21 protein-coding genes and 1 pseudogene are annotated in these 18027 nt (G+C 40.2%); 4 read left to right on the top strand and 18 right to left on the bottom strand.

The features are described from left to right. Positions 1 to 152: 152 nt before the first annotated feature. The 3 genes from aspS to BLP50_RS05500 form a co-directional block, all read right to left on the bottom strand. The gene (aspS, locus tag BLP50_RS05490; RefSeq protein ID WP_090152210.1) at positions 153 to 1916 is read right to left on the bottom strand and encodes an aspartate--tRNA ligase; all 1764 of its coding nucleotides are present in this window, start codon (positions 1914 to 1916) and stop codon (positions 153 to 155) included. A gap of 262 nt (positions 1917 to 2178) precedes the next feature. Continuing rightward, positions 2179 to 2649, bottom strand: coding sequence for a Fur family transcriptional regulator (locus tag BLP50_RS05495; protein ID WP_090152213.1), 471 nt, complete (start codon positions 2647 to 2649; stop codon positions 2179 to 2181). A 57-nt stretch (positions 2650 to 2706) separates the two neighbouring features. Beyond that, the gene (locus tag BLP50_RS05500) at positions 2707 to 3087 is read right to left on the bottom strand and encodes a metal-dependent transcriptional regulator (RefSeq protein ID WP_090152216.1); all 381 of its coding nucleotides are present in this window, start codon (positions 3085 to 3087) and stop codon (positions 2707 to 2709) included. Positions 3088 to 3366: 279 nt separating this feature from the next. Between BLP50_RS05500 and BLP50_RS05505 the strand changes: the two genes are divergently transcribed. The 3 genes from BLP50_RS05505 to BLP50_RS05515 are packed head-to-tail and all read left to right on the top strand — an operon-like array spanning position 3367 to position 5301. After that, complete coding sequence (locus BLP50_RS05505) at positions 3367 to 3798, top strand: TFIIB-type zinc ribbon-containing protein (protein ID WP_090152217.1); 432 nt, start codon at positions 3367 to 3369, stop codon at positions 3796 to 3798. Between the two features lie 10 nt (positions 3799 to 3808). After that, positions 3809 to 4666: a DUF5685 family protein gene (locus tag BLP50_RS05510; RefSeq protein ID WP_090152219.1), complete on the top strand. Its 858-nt coding sequence runs from the start codon at positions 3809 to 3811 to the stop codon at positions 4664 to 4666. A 2-nt stretch (positions 4667 to 4668) separates the two neighbouring features. Continuing rightward, positions 4669 to 5301: a J domain-containing protein gene (locus BLP50_RS05515; protein WP_090152222.1), complete on the top strand. Its 633-nt coding sequence runs from the start codon at positions 4669 to 4671 to the stop codon at positions 5299 to 5301. A 132-nt stretch (positions 5302 to 5433) separates the two neighbouring features. On the opposite strand, the gene BLP50_RS05520 is transcribed toward BLP50_RS05515, so the two are convergent. The 11 genes from BLP50_RS05520 to BLP50_RS05570 form a co-directional block, all read right to left on the bottom strand. After that, the gene (locus BLP50_RS05520) at positions 5434 to 6501 is read right to left on the bottom strand and encodes an acyltransferase family protein (protein ID WP_090152224.1); all 1068 of its coding nucleotides are present in this window, start codon (positions 6499 to 6501) and stop codon (positions 5434 to 5436) included. Positions 6502 to 6529: 28 nt separating this feature from the next. Continuing rightward, complete coding sequence (locus BLP50_RS05525) at positions 6530 to 6874, bottom strand: hydrogenase maturation nickel metallochaperone HypA (protein WP_090152227.1); 345 nt, start codon at positions 6872 to 6874, stop codon at positions 6530 to 6532. A 38-nt stretch (positions 6875 to 6912) separates the two neighbouring features. Continuing rightward, complete coding sequence (locus tag BLP50_RS05530; protein WP_143001125.1) at positions 6913 to 8142, bottom strand: acyltransferase; 1230 nt, start codon at positions 8140 to 8142, stop codon at positions 6913 to 6915. Between the two features lie 65 nt (positions 8143 to 8207). Next, positions 8208 to 8834 (bottom strand): uridine kinase, encoded by a 627-nt coding sequence (gene udk / locus BLP50_RS05535; RefSeq protein ID WP_090152232.1) that lies wholly within the window; start codon positions 8832 to 8834, stop codon positions 8208 to 8210. Between the two features lie 23 nt (positions 8835 to 8857). Beyond that, positions 8858 to 9724, bottom strand: coding sequence for a YitT family protein (locus tag BLP50_RS05540; RefSeq protein WP_090152234.1), 867 nt, complete (start codon positions 9722 to 9724; stop codon positions 8858 to 8860). 170 nt (positions 9725 to 9894) lie between these two features. Beyond that, positions 9895 to 11112, bottom strand: coding sequence for a peptidase T (gene pepT, locus BLP50_RS05545; RefSeq protein WP_090152237.1), 1218 nt, complete (start codon positions 11110 to 11112; stop codon positions 9895 to 9897). A gap of 81 nt (positions 11113 to 11193) precedes the next feature. Then, on the bottom strand, positions 11194 to 12132 hold the full coding sequence (locus tag BLP50_RS05550) for an AEC family transporter (protein ID WP_090152238.1): 939 nt from the start codon (positions 12130 to 12132) through the stop codon (positions 11194 to 11196). A gap of 89 nt (positions 12133 to 12221) precedes the next feature. Beyond that, positions 12222 to 12461, bottom strand: a complete 240-nt coding sequence (locus tag BLP50_RS05555) for a polya polymerase (protein ID WP_090152242.1) — start codon at positions 12459 to 12461, stop codon at positions 12222 to 12224. 77 nt (positions 12462 to 12538) lie between these two features. After that, a complete protein-coding gene (gene ychF, locus BLP50_RS05560) occupies positions 12539 to 13639 on the bottom strand; it encodes a redox-regulated ATPase YchF (protein WP_090152246.1) in 1101 nt (366 codons plus the stop codon). Positions 13640 to 14256: 617 nt separating this feature from the next. Beyond that, complete coding sequence (gene rhuM / locus BLP50_RS05565; protein ID WP_090152248.1) at positions 14257 to 15192, bottom strand: virulence RhuM family protein/type II toxin-antitoxin system death-on-curing family toxin; 936 nt, start codon at positions 15190 to 15192, stop codon at positions 14257 to 14259. A 55-nt stretch (positions 15193 to 15247) separates the two neighbouring features. Next, positions 15248 to 15523, bottom strand: a complete 276-nt coding sequence (locus tag BLP50_RS05570) for a DUF7695 domain-containing protein (protein ID WP_242869221.1) — start codon at positions 15521 to 15523, stop codon at positions 15248 to 15250. 123 nt (positions 15524 to 15646) lie between these two features. On the opposite strand from BLP50_RS05570, the gene BLP50_RS05575 reads away from it, so the two are divergent. Further along, on the top strand, positions 15647 to 15961 hold the full coding sequence (locus BLP50_RS05575) for a helix-turn-helix domain-containing protein (RefSeq protein ID WP_090152251.1): 315 nt from the start codon (positions 15647 to 15649) through the stop codon (positions 15959 to 15961). 109 nt (positions 15962 to 16070) lie between these two features. On the opposite strand, the gene BLP50_RS05580 is transcribed toward BLP50_RS05575, so the two are convergent. From BLP50_RS05580 to BLP50_RS05595, 4 genes and pseudogenes are all read right to left on the bottom strand, one after another. Beyond that, complete coding sequence (locus BLP50_RS05580; protein ID WP_090152253.1) at positions 16071 to 16631, bottom strand: chromate transporter; 561 nt, start codon at positions 16629 to 16631, stop codon at positions 16071 to 16073. Then, a complete protein-coding gene (locus BLP50_RS05585; protein WP_090152255.1) occupies positions 16628 to 17224 on the bottom strand; it encodes a chromate transporter in 597 nt (198 codons plus the stop codon). The genes BLP50_RS05580 and BLP50_RS05585 overlap by 4 nt, the downstream gene beginning before the upstream one ends. Further along, positions 17187 to 17606 (bottom strand): annotated as a pseudogene (locus tag BLP50_RS05590) (NifB/NifX family molybdenum-iron cluster-binding protein); the annotation flags it as partial. The pseudogene BLP50_RS05590 and the gene BLP50_RS05585, both read right to left, overlap by 38 nt. Before the next feature lie 41 nt (positions 17607 to 17647). Then, positions 17648 to 18027, bottom strand: a 380-nt coding sequence (locus tag BLP50_RS05595) for an HD domain-containing protein (protein ID WP_090152260.1), incomplete at its 5' end; no start/stop codon positions are given.

Below are 18027 nucleotides of genomic sequence, written 5' to 3' on the forward strand. Positions count from 1 at the left end.
CTAAAGAAAATTAATACACCTCTATAATATAATAGCCACTATGTAGCTATCAAGCTCTTGGTGTTGCTTAGCTAGACATTTTAGTCTAGCGGTGCAACATCCAAGGCTTGAGAGTGTAACATAGTGGCTATGAATTCATAATTAAAATGTAATTAATCTTCTTTAGGCATTACGATTGCGATGTGTACATCGTCAAGCTGCTTCTGATCTACAGTTGCAGGAGCATCCATCATAATATCCTGTGCGTTCTTATTCATTGGGAATGGAATAATCTCACGGATTGATTCCTCACCAGCGATAAGCATAATCATACGGTCAACACCAGGAGCGATACCGCCGTGTGGTGGTGCACCATAAGTAAATGCATTGTACATAGCTGGGAACTTAGCCTTAACATCATCCTCGCCAAGACCAACAAGCTTGAATGCCTCAATCATAATCTCTGGATCATGATTTCTGATAGCACCTGATGAAAGCTCAACACCATTACATACTAAGTCGTACTGGTAAGCTAAGATATCAAGTGGCTTTTGATTCTTGAGAGCATCCATACCGCCCTGTGGCATTGAGAATGGGTTGTGGCAGAACTCAAGCTCTCCTGACTCCTCGCCGATTTCGTACATTGGGAAATCAACGATCCAGCAGAACTCGTATGTATCCTTTCTCATGTGGCCCTCAGCTGCAGCGCCAAGAAGCTTTCTGAATACACCAGCTGTCTTTTGAGCAACAAGAAGTGGACCTGCTGCAAGACCAACGAAATCACCAGGCTTAAGGCCAAGTGCATCGATGACTGCCTGCTTTCTCTCCTGAAGGAACTTTGCGATACCACCAACGATCTCGCCGTTCTCATCAAGCTTGAACCAGTATGTCTTCTGAGCTGTAGCAACCTCTACCTCAGCGATCATAGCATCAATCTGCTTACGTGTAGCTGTAAGATTATCAACAACGATAGCCTTAACAACATTGCCCTCGAATGGACCGAATCCACAGTCAGCCATAACATCTGTAGCATCCTGAAGAACTAAATCGATACGAAGATCTGGCTTGTCTGAACCGTACTTGTCCATTGCCTCAAGGTATGGAATACGTACAAATGGTGCTGTAGAAGCACTCTTGTATACGCCGTACTTAGCAAAAATAGGTGGAAGCACATCCTCTACTACTGCGAAGACATCTTCCTGTGATGCAAATGCCATCTCCATATCAAGCTGGTAGAACTCTCCTGGAGAACGATCAGCTCTGGCATCCTCATCTCTGAAACATGGTGCAATCTGGAAATATCTATCAAAACCAGATGCCATGAGAATCTGCTTGAACTGCTGTGGTGCCTGTGGAAGTGCATAGAACTTGCCAGGGTGATTACGTGCTGGAACAAGGTAATCACGTGCTCCCTCAGGTGATGAGCATGTAAGGATTGGAGTAGTAATCTCCATGAAATCGTGAGCAATCATGGCGCTGCGAAGCTCTGCCACGATCTTGCTACGAAGGATAATCTTGCTCTTAACGTCTGGATTACGAAGATCAAGATAACGATATTTAAGACGTGTATTCTCGTCAGCTTCCTTTGAACGATTAATCTCGAATGGAAGCTCATTGTGAGTACACTTTCCAAGAATCTCAATTGATGTAGGAACAACCTCAATCTCACCTGTAGGAAGCTCAGAGTTCTTAGATGAACGCTCACGAACCTCACCAGTAACAGAGATTGTAGACTCCTTATTTACAGAATCGATAACAGCCATCATCTCTTCTGTTTCAATAACTATCTGTGTAGTGCCGTAAAAATCACGAAGAATAACGAAACCGAGATTCTTAGACACCTTTCTAATGTTTTCGAACCAACCAACTAATGTAACCTGCTTGCCAGCATCTGAAAGGCGAAGCTCATTACAGTTGTGTGTACGTGACTGAGTCATGTTTCTCTCCTCTTTTCTAATAACAACATAAGGCCGCCTAGCTAACGCTAAACAGCCCTTTAATAATACATCAGATAACGTATTTATTCAATATATATAAAATTTACGCTAGTTACGCTTACAAGCCTGAGATGTTACTTCGAGTTACTAACATGTAACTCTAAAGCAACACTCAGAGCTTGTCAGCTACTAGCTTATTTATCTATTCTTGCTTAATCTACATCCAACCGAGTCTTTCAACATCTTCGTAATATTAATTGCCCTACATCGCCAACCTGGCAATTTTCTTGGAATCCTTAACCCGGCCAGTGGCGTGTAAGCCTGCCTCAAGCAATTCCTTAACCTGAGTTCTGTCAAGGACCAGCTTAGTATCATCATCGAGGGTCACCACCACATTGGTCTCGCAGGCAGTGCATGCTCCGCCAGGACAATCGGTATCACAGTCCTCATCAATGCAGTGCTGCTCGCAAACAGAGCAGTCTACCTGATACATATTCTTGCGGTTCAACACCCCAATCTCCTCCAGAGTGTTTACCATACGATAAACAGTGGCGCTACCTATATTTTTATCTACCTTGATGGCCTCGCGGTAGATTTCCTTAACGCAGGATGGGTCCCCATTTAAAATAATATCAAGAACAACAAGACGCTGCTTAGTGATACGACAACCTGCCTCTCTAAGCTGCTGCACTATTAAATCTCTTTGTTCTACACTGTTTTCTGCAATATCCATAACTTCACCTTCATATTATAAAAATCCAGCCCTTAAAACTGGGCTGGGATAATCAATCTATTTAAGAATCTTGTCCTTGGCATAATCTCTAACAGCCTTGAAGCTCTCCTTGCTGATGACATGCTCTATTCTGCAAGCGTCCTCTGCTGCAATCTCCTCATCAACTCCAAGCTTAACCAAAATCTCTGTAATGAGCTCATGTCTCTCATAAATCATCTCAGCGATTTCCTTGCCTGCGTCTGTTAAGTAAATATATCCAGCATCAGTAACTGTAATGTGATTCTTCTCACGAAGATTCTTCATAGCAATACTAACTGATGATTTTTTAAAATTAAGTTCATTAGCAATATCAACAGAACGAACAACTGGAAGCTTCTTACTAAGTAGAAGAATGGTCTCTAGATAATTCTCTGCTGACTCATTTACATAAGTTCTCACAATCTCTTCCTCCTAAACAACAGGTTACATAATAAAGAAATCCCTCTATAGAATATTCCTCAAAATATTAATTGCACACAACTCATTATGTAATGAATGTTATCATATTTCTTACTTCAGTGCAACTTATTAAACTACAGTTAGTTTAACCTAACTCTTATATTTTATCAAGTATTATTAATCATTTCTTAAACGTTTATTAAATATCCCCCGAAACTGTTGACTCTCACTTTTACAAAGTTTAATCTGCAACTATGAACTTCGGCAAGGAGGAACGCCATGAACAATTTCAGATATAGGATGGCTCAGTTTTTCGCAGGTCGTACTGGTGTAGATTCACTTGGTAGATTTATTACTTTTCTATCATTGATATTTATGATTCTCACCATGATCACACATTCTAATATCGTTTATCTAATTGCAGTGGCATGCCTTGCGTATAGTATTTGGCGAATGTTCTCCAAAAACTATCAGAAGCGATACAGTGAGAACCAATGGTTTTTAACCAAGACAGCTAAAATAAGATACAAGTTCAACCCACGCGACATAAGAAATAAAATCGAGAGGGCAAAATACAACGCTTCACAGCGAAAGATGTATGCAATTTTTAAATGCCCTAATTGCAAGCAAAAACTCCGTGCTCCAAGAGGACGCGGTAAAATACAAGTAACATGCAGCAAATGCCGTACACAGTTTATTAAGAAAGTATAAGGTAAAAGAGTTGTTTGGATATATTAATGCAGATTTAAGACAACTTTCCGATGAGGACAGAAAAACTTACCAAAGTTTCTATTGTGGACTCTGCCGTCAACTTGGCAAAAAGGCCAGTTTCAAAGGGCAGATGCTATTAAACTATGACCTTTGCTTTTTAAGTATTTTGCTACAGAGCCTTTATGAGCCAGAGCTTGATTGCAATGATTTTCATTGCTTGATTCATCCACTTAAGACAAAACATGGATATACAAGCAAGGCAATTGAATACGCAGCAGATATGGACATCATCCTCTCCTATCACAGTTTGTTGGACAACTTCAAGGATGACCATTCCAAAATCTCAGGTATGGCTGCTAATCTTCTAAAAAAGGATTACGACAGAATAAAAGTTAACTACCCGAGGCAGACTGCTGCAATCGAAAGCTATATTGCAAAGCTTTACGTGGCCGAGGCCAAAAAAGAGACCAACATCGATGTAGTCTCAAGCTACACCGGAGAAATGCTTGGTGAATTATTTAACTGGCAAGATGATACCTGGTCCAAGACCCTACATTGTATGGGGTACTACATGGGCAAGTTCATATATATAATTGATGCTTATGATGACTTGAAAAAGGATGAGAAAACTGGAAGCTACAATCCGCTTCTACCTTTGAAAAAGGAATCACCTAAGGAGTTTGAGACCTTTGTTAGGATTAACCTCACCTCCCTCATGGCAGAATGTGCCAAGTCATTTGAGCGACTTCCTATTGTTGAGAATGCTGAGATTCTCAGAAATATTATCTATTCAGGTGTTTGGACTAGATACGAATACCTGCAACTTAAGGAAAAGAAAAAAGATAATACTCCTAAGGAGAACAGATAGTAATGATTGATCCTTATAGGGTTTTAGGAGTAAGCCAGAGTGCCTCAGAAGAGGAAATCAAAAAGGCCTACCGCACCCTCAGTCGAAAGTACCATCCTGATGCCAATGTTAACAATCCAAACAGGGCTCAGGCTGAGGAAAAATTTAAAGAAATACAAGCAGCTTACAATCAGATAATGGACGAGCGCCAAAATGGTGGTTCCTCTTTCGGAGGTAGCTCCTATGGCTACTCAGGCAGCAGCTACAACAGTTACAGCTATAGCTACTCACAGGCATCTGTGGAGATGCAGGCTGCAGCCAATTATATTAACGCAAGACAGTTTGCCGCTGCGCTTAATGTACTTTCATCTATCCCAGATGAGCAGCGCAATGGCCAATGGTATTTCTTCGCATCAGTAGCTTCCCAGGGAATGGGCAATCTCAATGATGCTAGAGAGTTTATTAGACGTGCCATCGCCTTAGAGCCTGGCAACTTTAGATATAGACAGTTTCAACAGAGTATAGATTGGAGTCGGAGCTGGTACGAAACCAGAGGCACAAGCTACGGTTACGCCAGACCATATGCCGGATTTGCACGTTGGTGCATCAGCATGGCTTTCCTCAATCTGTTATGCAATCTTTGTTGTTTCTTTTAATTAGTTTGTTACAAGGTCATTCGGACCATTCATATATTTTCTCCCTACTTTGCATATTCATTCCGGGGATATGCAAAACCGTAAAGAACCTCGGGCTTCAGCCACCCGAGGTTCTTTTCCTGTAAAAATATATTATTTTCTAAACCATTTCTTGGAAGCCGCCATAATAGGCTTCTCCACATAATTGTAAAGCATAAGTGCCATTGCAATACTCAGCACTCCCACTACCAATAATCTGCTGTATACAGAAAGCTCTGCAAAATATCCAATCAAGAAGAAATGAATCAAATACAAGCTAAAGGATGCATTGCCAAGTGCTGTAAATGCGCTGTTGCCAAGGAATCTGTTAACCATGCTGCTCTTAGGAAGAAGTGCCAGTGTCACCATCACAGCAGCTGCCAGGTATGCACATATTATCTGATGCTCCCATCCAACATAAAAGCCTGCGTATTTAGCATCTATTCCAGAGAGAATCTCCTCCGATGTGACAATAGTAAGAATAAGGCATGTAACTACAAACATGGAACCTACCACTGAAAAAAGAGATGCAATGCTCTTTGATGCTCTAATATCGGATCTCAACACCTTGTACAAGTAGGCAAATGACATACCAATAAGGAAAAGCCAAAGCATCGGAACTGTAGCAGCTCCGTTGCCCTTAAGCAAAATCCCAGTCATTGGCACATACTTGTAGGAAAGGAAAACACATACTGTAAGCAGTATGAAAATCACAAGATTCAGCGCGCCCTTTTTAATAACAACTGAAAGAATCTTTTTCACAAGCCCTATGATAAGAATCATAAATGGGGCCAAGATGTAAAAGAATACTTCCTGCTGCAAGAACCACAGGTGTCCCTTGCTGTTAAGGAAAAGCATGTTTAAAAGCAAGCTATTTTCTGTGGTAAAATCCCTGAAATCAAGATACCTAAGCCCCCATGCTGCAAATGCCATCACAAGCCAGGCCACAGGCATGATTCTAAGGATACGCTTAATATAATATTTTATGAAATTAGCAGGGCTAAAATATCCATATTCATAATCATCATCTGCAAATGGCTGGCATGCAAAAAATCCGCTCATTGCAAAGAATATGCAATTGCCCAGGCCTCCCTGTGATAAAAATCCGCAGTGGGAAGCTACAATTAATCCTATCGCCCAAAATCGCAATCCTTGTATGGAATTACTTTTTGATTGATTCATTTATTATTCTCCTAAACTAGTAAGTCAATTAATCCGCAATAACTTCCTTGAGTATTACTTCATTTCCAGTAACGAGATATGTGTTTTCACTGCCGCAATGTGGACATGTCTTGCCGTGGGCAACAGTCTCATACTCCTGCTTGCAATCCTCGCAAAATGTCACCGCCTTGATAGTCTCGCAAGTAAGCTTGCTTCCATCTAAAAGAGGATATTTTTTCGCATTCCATCCCCAACAGTCAATGAGATAATCTGGAATAACTGTTGAAACCTCTCCTATTGAAAGCACTACCTCGTCGATGTGCTTTGCCTTGTTCTCAGCAGCCACAGCCTCTACCTGCTTTGCCACGTGAAATACAATACCTAATTCATGCATTTTAAATTACCCTTTCTAAAATAAATACTCCCTTTGTATTATTTTATCTTTTTTATTCTATCAATCAAAGATGAAAAAACTGAGACAATCAGATTGTCGATTAAATATGCTGCTATAAATGAAAGCACCAAAGTAACAACAACTGAAATAACAGCTCCAAATCCCTTGTACATCACTGAGCCGATGCCGCAGATTTTTCTTAAAACATTTCCAATAATCCAGTAGTGAATCAGCATTATTGAAAATCCGTATTTACTAACAAGTCGAACGACACAAAAATCTCTTAAGCCGTTTTTAAACTTAAAGAAAATGGCAAATAGTCCAAGTCCTACTACCACTCTGTATGGTGATAAATTCCAAAGTGTGTTGCTGTAATACAAGTCATATTTAAACACTAGCCACATGGCAACACTTGAAATAACGCCAAGTATTATAAGCCAGTTGTCGTATTTTCTACTGTCATCTTTTGAGCACCAGTAGCCTGCTATTGCAACACCACACCAGCCAAGATAGCTGACATCAAAGCCAGTCTTCAGCGGCAAGTATGTTGCGTAAGTTAAAATGATAACAGTAACTGCCACAAGCCCTGTAAGGTGCTGGTATGATAAATCTCTTAGCATCATTCGCAAAAATGGAACCACAATATAGATGGCGATAATCACATATAAAAGCCAGAAGTGATATGCTCCAACACTCTTAATGTCTGCAGTGAGAATCCCAAGGACTATCTCAAGTGGAGAATCCAGGGTGCCCTCTGTTCTCTGACCGAAAAATGTGTAGTACCACATGTAATAGACAACTAGTGGTATCACGATTTTTGTAAGTCTCTTACCATAAAACGATAAGACTGGCTCCTGCTTATATGGAAGCAAAAGCGCTCCCGAAAGCATTACAAATAGCACGTTGCAATTCAGTGCCCACCATCTGGCAAAATCCAGTCCAGCAAAAATTGGTGTGCCTGCCATGTCCACAGCTATGTCCAAATCCACGCCGATGACATGGACAACGATTACCAAAACAACTGCCACAAATCGTATGTAATCATAAACAGGAACTCGTCCTACAGTGGTCTTTAAAGCAAAACTGTCTCCAATGAATCCATCATTTTTATATGACTTAACTATTGAAACTATGAAGCCAACTGCAGCTATCGCTACCACAACACTATTAATGGACCCGGTGGAATAATCTAGAGTCCAAATGCCAGCAGCAAGCACCGCCGCCCAGAACAAAACAATATGTAATTTAATCTTTTTAATTGATGCCATAATCTCTCCAGTTATTTTTAAATTAAGAGGCACATCAGGTGCCTCTTATAAATTATCATATTCTATTATAGTTCTGCATGCAATTTCTTAGTCATATATGTGATGAGCATGTCGAGACCTGCCGCATTCTCTCCACCGCGAGGAATGATAATGTCAGCGTATTTTTTCGATGGCTCAACAAACTCCTCATGCATAGGCTTAACAGTCTGTGAATACTGGTCAATGATTGACTCGATGCTACGTCCTCTTTCAATCATGTCTCGCTTGATTCGACGCATAAGTCTCTCATCTGCATCCGTATCTACGAATATTTTAATATCCATAAGATCACGGAGCTCCTTGTTCTCAAGAATAAGAATGCCCTCCATGACAATCACAGTCTTAGGCTCGATGCGAACTGTCTCCTCTGAACGATTGTGAACCACATAATCGTAAACTGGCATATCAATTGCGTAGCCCTTAATGAGCTTTCTAACATCCTCTGCCATTCTGTCAGACTCAAATGAATCTGGATGGTCGTAGTTCAAATGGCTTCGCTCCTCAAGAGTCATATCTGGATGAGCCTTGTAGTAAGCATCGTGGCTGATTACCGCAATGTCCTCTCCAAAATAATCCTGTAATTTGTTGATGATTGTAGTCTTGCCTGAAGCAGATCCACCTGCAACACCAAGAACGCATATCTTCTCTGACATAAAATAACCTCGTCTATATCTTTCTATCCTTTAAATCGTTTGAACCCCTCGCCATACACTGCCTTTGATTCCATTATAACAATAAATGCGTCAACATCTATCTTTTTTGCAACACGATTTACCTGGTACATCTGCTTGTCTGAGCAAGCACACATAAGCACCTGTCTCTCGTCGCCCTTGTAACCGCCCTTTGCAGTAAAAATGGTGGTACCTCTCTCCACCGCCTTGTCGATGGCATCGGCGATTGCCTCGGCCTTGTTGGTGACAATCATACACATCATACCAGAGTCGGCAGAAATCATTACCTTATCAACTACGATTGAACCGATGTAGCTGATGACAAAACCATAGCAGAGAGCCTCAAATGAATGAGCGTAAGCGATGGTATCAATCACAATAATCACCACATCCACGATGAAAAAGATTCTTCCAAGTGTCATATGTGGATGCTTGGCCTTGATAAGCATCATGATGAAATCTGCGCCACCAGTAGATGAATTGCGCATGTAAACAAGGGCGTAGCCCAAGCCTGTAAACACACCGACTATCATGGCATTCAAAAGCGGATTGGCTATATTTGCCTTTGGAATGTAAGGCGCCACAAAATCCATGAACACAGTGCCAATGGCCATAGTCTTAAGGCTCTTAAGCAAAAACTTTTTACCAAGCACCTTGTAGCAAATAAATATCAGCGGTATGTTCATAACCAAAGTAAGCATACCAATATTCCATCTGAAATACTGGTAAAAAATCATGGCGATACCGGTAAAACCTGTCAGTGGAAATTTTGCATCGGCAGCAAAATTATAAAGAGCAATACCTATGCACAAGCCTGACAGAGCATCCATGATAACATCTATTAATATCTCTTTTCTCTTCTCTGAAGACATTATATTACCCCTATTAATTATCCTTATTATATAAGATAAAGCTCTTACGCTAACAAGCATTAGTAATTGTTCCGATGACTACATGTCATCTCCACAATTCTAATAGCTTGTTATCTACAGCTTTATCATTAAATCTATTGGCTGAATATGTGTCATATAATTTTGCCACGTTATTCGGCGAATTGGCGGGCGATGCCGTGAAGCACCTTAACTACAGTGTCCATGCCCTCCGCGGTAATGTGTTCCATTGGGCCGTGGAAGTTGTAGCCGCCTGTGCCAAGGTTTGGACAAGGAAGTCCCATAAATGAAAGTCTGGCACCATCTGTGCCGCCTCGGATTGCAACTGCCTTTGGATTCTCCCCAGCATCCTCAAGTGCCTTAAATGCATAATCGATAAGGAACATGTGTGGCTTGATTTTCTCAAGCATATTCTGGTACTGGTCCTTTATCTCAAGTACGCAAGTGCCCTCGCCATATTTCTGATTGATGATGTTGGCTGCGTGCTCCATCACCTTCTTTTTATCTGCAAACTTTTTCTCGTCATGGTCACGAATAATATATGAAAGCTTAGCAGTAGAAACCTCACCTGACATATCTGTCAAATGGAAGAATCCCTCATATCCACTAGTCTTGCTAGGCACCTCTGTAGGTGGAAGCATGGCATTGAATTCCATTGCAACTAGGGCTGCATTTACCATGATGTCCTTGGCATCACCCGGGTGAATGTTGACACCGTTAAATTTAACAGTGGCACCTGCTGCATTGAAGTTCTCGTACTCCACTGCATTCTCCTCGCCACCGTCTACCGTATATGCGAAGTCAGCACCGAATGTCTTAACATCAAAATGATCTGCACCAGCACCAATCTCCTCATCTGGAGTAAAGCCAATGCAAATCTTGCCGTGCGGCTCATTGCTATTTAAAAGCTCCTCCACAAATGTCATAATCTCGGCAATACCTGATTTGTCATCAGCGCCAAGAAGTGTAGTACCATCCGTGTGGATGAGGGTACGGCCCTTAAGGGACTTAAGATGTGGAAAATCAGCCACTGAAATCACGCGACCTGATGTGCCAAGCACCACATCCTCACCGTCGTAGTTCTCCTCCACGATAGGATTAACATTCTCGCCTGTAAAATCAGGTGCAGTATCCATGTGGGCAATGAAACCTAGGGACTTTTTGTCCTCGTAGCCAGCTGTAGCTGGAATAGTGCCGTAGACATAGCATTTGTCATCTACTCTGGCATCAGTCACACCAAGCGACTGAAGCTCATCTACAAGAATCTTAGCCAAGTCAAACTGACGGGCTGTAGAAGGAACAGTGGTGCTCTCCTCGTCACTTGTAGTGTATATTTTTACATAGTTCAACAATCTTTCGTATGCTCGCATACTTTTATACTCTCCTCATATCTACTACTCTCAATTTAAAATGCAGCCGATAAAAGCTGCATTTAAATGATTTATTAAATCTTATATTAACCCAAGAGTTCTAAGAATGTAAAGCCATAGGGTCAAAGTAAATGCCGACAAAATAGTGGTAAGCATGACCGTGCCAGCTGATACCGTGCCATCATATCCCATTGATTTGGCCATTACAAAGGAACTAACTGTTGTAGGTGAACCTGTCATAATAAGAATGGCTACCAATCTGTCGTGGGTATATCCCATTCCTATTGCAACCGGAATCCAAAGCCCGCAGAATACGATGAGCTTGAAAAATGTAGCAAGTAGTGTAGGTGCTACCTTTTTTATAGCCTCATCAAATTTGAAACTAGCTCCAAGAGCCATAAGGCCTAGTGGTGTAGCCAAGTCACTGACATAATTAAGTGTCTTAGGAAGTATAATTGAAGCAGGAATCAACGAGCGAAGCAATCCCAGTGTAATACCGATAATAATAGGATTTGTAAGTACTCCGATAAATGTCTTCTTCATAAGGGCTGGAGTGATTTTCCCTTCATTTGTACCTGTAGTCAAAAGGATGACAGCAGCCACATTGTAAAGTGGCACGGCGCCAATAATCATAAGTGGTGTCATACCTGCGCTGCCATATAGATTAGTTGCAATGCCAACTCCTAGGAGGGCTGCACTGCTTCGGTATGTTCCCTGAATAAACTCTGTTCTGACCAGCTTGTCCTTGAAAATAAAAGATACTGCCCAACCAATGAGAATGGATGCCATTGTGGCCACAAAGCAAAAGATGATGAAACAACCATCCCAAAGTGCCTCCACCTCAGATGTGGCAAGCTCCTTATAAACAAGAACCGGTAGTGCAATTTTAAAGACGAAAGCATTAATACCTTTTGTAAGACTCTCATTAAAAATCTTTAAAACCTTAAATAAGTATCCCAGCACCATCAAAAGAAAAATAGGTACCGTGGCGTTCAAGCAAAAAATCAAATTGTCTAGCATATCTATACTCCTCAGTCGTAAAAATTTTGCACATTAGTAAAGGGTCCTTAGTAGTAACCCACCAAGAACCCCATTGTCTTTAAATATTATTACTGGCTAATCATGAACTCGAGAAGTCTCTTTGAATCCTCTGGCTCGTAAGCGATAAGCTCAAGCTCAGGAATGATTGTATCGTCAGCCTTGAAAATACTTGAAAGTGATACGAACTGTGAAAGCTTTGACTTAAGATTTAATCTGTCGCCCTCGCCTGTAACTAATTCAACCTTGCCTTCGCAGCTATCAATAACTTTAAAAAATGCTTCTGTGTCTTTAATGTTAGTAATCTTCATAATTTCCTCCTTTAGAGTCTCAACTATAGTCTTTAGTTATCCTAATAATAGTACAACTATAAGTGGATGTCTATATTTTATACGTTGAATCTAAATGTGATTACATCACCGTCAGCTACAACATATTCCTTGCCTTCCATACGAACAAGACCCTTTTCCTTGGCAGCTGTCATAGAACCGTTTGCCATAAGGTCATCGTAGCTTACAACCTCAGCCTTGATGAAGCCACGCTCGAAGTCTGTGTGGATCTTACCAGCAGCCTGTGGAGCCTTTGTTCCCTTCTTGATTGTCCAAGCACGTGTCTCATCCTCACCAGATGTAAGATAAGAAATAAGACCAAGAAGTCTGTATGAAGCAGTGATAAGCTTATCAAGACCTGACTCCTCAAGTCCCATAGCCTCAAGGAACTCCTGCTTCTCTTCCTCAGACTCAAGCTCTGAAATCTCCTGCTCAATCTGAGCTGAGATAACGAATACCTCTGAGCCTTCCTTAGCAGCGTACTCGCGAACTGCCTGTACATTTTTATTGTTAGCACCGTCATCTGCAAGATCCTCGTCCTCTACATTTGCAGCGTAGATAACTGGCTTTGCAGTAAGGAGATTGTACTCCTTGAAGTAGCCCTCTTCGTCCTCATCATTAAGCTCGAAAGTCTTAGCCATGTTGCCAGCTTCCATGTGATCAAGAAGTCTTTTCTGCATAGCTGCTTCCTTCTGAAGAGTCTTATCCATACGAGCTGAGCGCTCTGTCTTAGAGTAACGACGCTCCATAACCTCCATATCAGAGAAAAGAAGCTCTAAGTTGATAGTCTCAATATCTCTAAGTGAATCAATGCTGCCATCAACGTGAACTACATTAGCATCCTCGAAGCAACGTACAACGTGAACGATTGCATCTACCTCACGGATGTTTGCAAGGAACTGGTTGCCAAGTCCCTCACCCTTTGATGCGCCCTTAACAAGACCAGCGATATCAACGAACTCGATTGTAGCTGGTACTGTCTTCTTAGAGTTGTACATCTTAGTAAGCTCATCAAGACGCTTATCTGGAACTGAAACCACGCCCACATTAGGGTCGATTGTAGCAAATGGATAGTTGGCAGCAAGTGCGCCAGCCTTTGTAAGTGAATTAAAAAGTGTTGACTTTCCAACGTTAGGAAGCCCGACAATGCCCAATTTCATGGTAATTTATCTCCTTCTAAAAAGTAATGATTTACTTTGTTTTTCAATATTTATGACACTTTTGGTCATAGCCTTTTGTATATTACCACATTTCTATTTATTTCTCTACCCTGCATAAAAATAGGCTAGTACGAGTCTGGGCTTCCACAGTGATAAGCACCTAGAATCCTGGACATACATTAATGGACCACTAACCCCGTCCCCTAGGTCCAACATATCGAATTCCCCTTCAGGATTCTATGCTCTCTGGGTCTTTCTATACACGAGTTTGGGAAAACTACGGGTTTTTTAGCGATTTTTCCATATTACCCGTAGAAATTTCGAAAATTTCCGCTCACTGTGTATTATCTCAACATATATAGTGGACATCCCTTCCAGCATGGGTAGTAACCAGCAATCAATGCATCCTTAGCCCAGTAAATCAAGCAAATCCCTACGGGTATATTCGCCATTTTCATTTTATACCCGTAGGTTTTGAATTCCGGCTTTCAAGTTATGCCACAGTGACCGTTCCATACCCTACTCCACCTTTTTTAGGTAGACTACTTTGCATAAAACATGACAGAAAAAAAGCAGCTATCTTTCGATAACTGCTCTATTTAATATTCAATCTTCAATTAGGTCGACAAACTTAATAAATTCATAACCAATGTTGTCATGATATCTTTTTCTTCTGGGTTTGATTCTGCAATCATAAGTGTAATAGCAACCAATGCTCCATCACTAATGACTTTCTGACCATCTAGTATTAACGCATCATTTTTGTCTAAGAACTCTAAAAAAAGCGACGCTGCTATTCTCTTACAACCATCAGCAAATGGATGATCCTTTATCATAAAGTACAACAGATTTGCAGCTTTTTCTTCTAATGATGGATATACCTCACCGCCAAAAACATCTTGATACACTGCCGCAAGAATCCCCTCTACTTTTCCTGCCTCTTTTTCAACGCCAAATACATCTGAACTAAAACTATCTTCCATATGATTAATCATATTTCTACAATCTTTATATGTGATTCGATAAACAGGCTTATTTCCTTTTGGTTTGCTCAGCGACTGATGGTCATACTGATCCAAAAGAACTAGCGCATCAGTATAAAGACTAACTGCTCGAAGAACTTCTGCCTCTTCAATTTCCAACGTATTTGCAATAATCTTTGATTGAATCTCAACTGTCTTTTTTAAAGCTGCAAGTCTCTTTTCATTGATTGCACAGCCCTTCATGATATATTGCTTAAGGACATTGTTTGCCCATCGCCTAAAAGCAATACCTTTTTGCGAATTAACTCTATATCCAACAGATAGTATCATGTCCAAATTATAAATCTTTGGCTTTCTACCTCCAGAACTTTTGTCGGAAAAACCGACAGAAGTCTCGTCAAGCTCTCCAGATGAAAGAATATTATTAATATGCTCACTTATAGTTGCATGCTTTACATCAAACAGTTCTTCCATTTGCTTCTGTGTAAGCCACACTGTTTCCTTATCTGGACTTACTTGAACTTCAATATTCTTTTCACCATCTGTAAATAAAACAATTTCAGTTTTCATAGCATTGGCTCCTCTTATATCTATCTTTTATTCTATCGTTTTACATCTAGAAACTCTACTTCGAATTATCTTTCTTTACTACACTTAAATCCTCGTAATCTTCTGGATAACCGCATCGTCTCAGATAATCCTTTCCTCCATCTACACATACTGCTCCACAAGAACAGCCTTTAAAATCATGTCTTGTTACTGATTCAATAACCTCACCACATTTAAGGCATTTTATGCAATTTTTAACAATTTTCATTCTTCTTATCTCCAAAAAAATCAATACGCCCTTGTCGATATCGCTTACATTCGCGGTATCAATCCAATGATTAACTCCGCTCATCACTTATCCTCTACTTATATCATCTATATACTTCTAGAATATATAATATACTAATCAAATACTTCTTTATAGTCAATACCAATAGTATAATTAACTATATTATTAATAAACGAGGTTGAATTGATGAACGATAATTACGGAGAGCAAATAAAAAACTATCGCATAAATCTAGGAATGACACAAAACCAAGTGGCAACCGAACTTGATGTAACACCAGGTTATATCAGCAACGTTGAAAATGGACGTACTGCCATGTCCCTTAGACTCCTTATTTACTATTCTAAGCTTATGGGAATAACTCTGGATGAGCTTGTTGGTAATATTGAGCCAGACTACAAAAAGTCATCAATCGATAACGCACTGTGGGCAGTAATTCAAACTCTAGATGATGAGCAAAAAGAAAAACTTATAAAAACTATCAAACTATGGCAAGCTTAATACAAAAAGACCAGCTATCTCTTCTGAGATAACTGGTCAATGTAAAGTTTTATTTATTTTTGTCCGTCAAACAGGAATTTTGTAATTAACTTCCAAGTTAATGTTCCATCTATAGCATGTAAGCCATTGCTCCCACAAATGCTGAAAAGCAAATAAGCGTGATGGGGCTTAATCCTTTTTTTATGATTTTTCTCGAACCAAAATATATCAATGCGATAACACCAGTAAGACCTGCCGTAAGAAAATCAGGCCTGCCACTGAAAACAAAACCGCAGTTTTTTATAATCATAAATATACCTGTTGCCAAGATGATTCCTATAATACATGGCTGTAACCCAGATAAAGCAGCCTTGACTAAGCGGTTTTGAAGAAATTTCTTCATTGCTGCCATTATAAGCAAAATGATAAAAAAAGCAGGTAATACAACCGCTGTGGTAGCAATTATCGCACCAAGTAATCCTCCCTTTTCACTTCCGATATATGTGGCCATATTTACCATAATCGGTCCGGGAGTACTTTCGCTGATAGCAATCATGTATGCGAGCATTTCATCATCCAACCAACCGTGAGCCATGACAACATCCCTGATCAAAGGTATTGCCGCATAAGCTCCGCCGAAAGAAAAAAGGCCGACCTCAAGAAATCCGATTAACAGATCAATATATATCATTTCTCTTCCCGCCTCTTTTCCATATTATTTTTTATAATGAAAACAAGGATACCGATAAATGCAGCTGCAAGCATAAGTATCATGGAGGATATATTAACGGCAAATACGTTTATAAGGAACGTCGTAAGCACAGAACATATAACTATGCTTATCTGCATAGGTTTTTGCTTCATTTTCTTCAGCATTTTTATCGCAGCATCAACAATAAGAATCCCAACAGCGATTTTTATTCCGCGAAATGCATTTGAGACCCAAGTTATTTCAAGAAAACCATTCAGAAATCTTGAGACAGCATATATAATAGCAAAAGACGGAAGTATCATCCCAAGAGTAGCTATAATCGCTCCGGGAAGTTTCCCCTTTTTATATCCGACATAAGTTGCACAGTTGATTGCTATGGGACCGGGCGTGGATTCTGCTATCACAATAATATTCATCATTTCATCATGAGTTATCCATTTTTTATTATCCACGCAGGCATTTTCGATAAGTGAGATCATTGCGTACCCACCGCCGAATGTAAATACCCCAATCTTTGCAAATGTAAAAAACAAATCAATGATCACAATGGCCTCCACAGTGATGATCTTCATCGTGATGATCACTACAATTATGGCCTTCACCATGGTGATCACACTTTACATCAGGGTTATAATCAAGTCTTTCTTCAATCAATGCTTTTACTGCTTCATCTGCATTACCAGATACACCTCCGTAGAGTTTGATGCCTGCTTCACTGAGTGCAACCTGTGCTCCTCCTCCAATACCTCCGCAAATTAGGGTGTCTACTTTTCCACCAAAAAGAAAACCTGCCAGAGCGCCATGTCCCTGGCCATTTGTATCCACAATTTCTTCATGCACGATTTTTCCATCTTTTATATCATATACCTTAAACTGCTCTGTATGTCCAAAATGCTGAAAAATCTCACCATTTTCATAAGTTACTGCAACTCTCATCTCATTGTCTCCTTTTTTTCTTTTAGCATTGATGCTTTCGCCTTTTGATTTGAAGTTGTTTAACTCCCCGATTCTATCTTTTTCATAGTGTCTTCTAAAATTACCTCTCGCAATTCTGTAAGCCAAGAGGAAAACGCTACTGTATCGAATGCGTAGGTCTTGTTGAGTTCAAACTCATTTTCAGACCAAGTATCTAGTGGCGATTCATTATGCTGAATCAAGGCTTCTAGTTTATCTAGTGATTTATAAAGCTTAGCTTCCTTAGTTTCTTGTGCATCCATTTCTTTATAAAGTGCCGCCATATCTTCAGATAATTCTGTAGGAAGAGTTTTTACCCACTGACTTAATAATGAATCTTCAACTTCTCTATCAGAGTCAGTCTTTACAAAAGTTGGAATATCGCCTGTAAAGCACTCGCCAAGATCATGTATAAGGCACA

It is taken from the genome of Pseudobutyrivibrio sp. AR14, from assembly GCF_900101325.1.
In the GTDB taxonomy this organism is placed as follows: Bacteria; Bacillota; Clostridia; order Lachnospirales; family Lachnospiraceae; genus Pseudobutyrivibrio.

What these genes read in the sequence shown, in the direction of transcription:
- rhuM (WP_090152248.1), bottom strand. Translation starts at nt 15,192, where the DNA reads ATGAAAACTGAAATTGTTTTATTTACAGATGGTGAAAAGAATATTGAA.
- BLP50_RS05570 (WP_242869221.1), bottom strand. Translation starts at nt 15,523, where the DNA reads ATGAGCGGAGTTAATCATTGGATTGATACCGCGAATGTAAGCGATATC.
- BLP50_RS05580 (WP_090152253.1), bottom strand. Translation starts at nt 16,631, where the DNA reads ATGATATATATTGATCTGTTAATCGGATTTCTTGAGGTCGGCCTTTTT.
- BLP50_RS05540 (WP_090152234.1), bottom strand. Translation starts at nt 9,724, where the DNA reads ATGTCTTCAGAGAAGAGAAAAGAGATATTAATAGATGTTATCATGGAT.
- BLP50_RS05530 (WP_143001125.1), bottom strand. Translation starts at nt 8,142, where the DNA reads ATGGCATCAATTAAAAAGATTAAATTACATATTGTTTTGTTCTGGGCG.
- BLP50_RS05495 (WP_090152213.1), bottom strand. Translation starts at nt 2,649, where the DNA reads ATGGATATTGCAGAAAACAGTGTAGAACAAAGAGATTTAATAGTGCAG.
- BLP50_RS05520 (WP_090152224.1), bottom strand. Translation starts at nt 6,501, where the DNA reads ATGAATCAATCAAAAAGTAATTCCATACAAGGATTGCGATTTTGGGCG.
- BLP50_RS05555 (WP_090152242.1), bottom strand. Translation starts at nt 12,461, where the DNA reads ATGAAGATTACTAACATTAAAGACACAGAAGCATTTTTTAAAGTTATT.
- BLP50_RS05505 (WP_090152217.1), top strand. Translation starts at nt 3,367, where the DNA reads ATGAACAATTTCAGATATAGGATGGCTCAGTTTTTCGCAGGTCGTACT.
- udk (WP_090152232.1), bottom strand. Translation starts at nt 8,834, where the DNA reads ATGTCAGAGAAGATATGCGTTCTTGGTGTTGCAGGTGGATCTGCTTCA.
- ychF (WP_090152246.1), bottom strand. Translation starts at nt 13,639, where the DNA reads ATGAAATTGGGCATTGTCGGGCTTCCTAACGTTGGAAAGTCAACACTT.
- BLP50_RS05585 (WP_090152255.1), bottom strand. Translation starts at nt 17,224, where the DNA reads ATGAAGATCATCACTGTGGAGGCCATTGTGATCATTGATTTGTTTTTT.
- aspS (WP_090152210.1), bottom strand. Translation starts at nt 1,916, where the DNA reads ATGACTCAGTCACGTACACACAACTGTAATGAGCTTCGCCTTTCAGAT.
- BLP50_RS05525 (WP_090152227.1), bottom strand. Translation starts at nt 6,874, where the DNA reads ATGCATGAATTAGGTATTGTATTTCACGTGGCAAAGCAGGTAGAGGCT.
- pepT (WP_090152237.1), bottom strand. Translation starts at nt 11,112, where the DNA reads ATGCGAGCATACGAAAGATTGTTGAACTATGTAAAAATATACACTACA.
- BLP50_RS05575 (WP_090152251.1), top strand. Translation starts at nt 15,647, where the DNA reads ATGAACGATAATTACGGAGAGCAAATAAAAAACTATCGCATAAATCTA.
- BLP50_RS05550 (WP_090152238.1), bottom strand. Translation starts at nt 12,132, where the DNA reads ATGCTAGACAATTTGATTTTTTGCTTGAACGCCACGGTACCTATTTTT.
- BLP50_RS05515 (WP_090152222.1), top strand. Translation starts at nt 4,669, where the DNA reads ATGATTGATCCTTATAGGGTTTTAGGAGTAAGCCAGAGTGCCTCAGAA.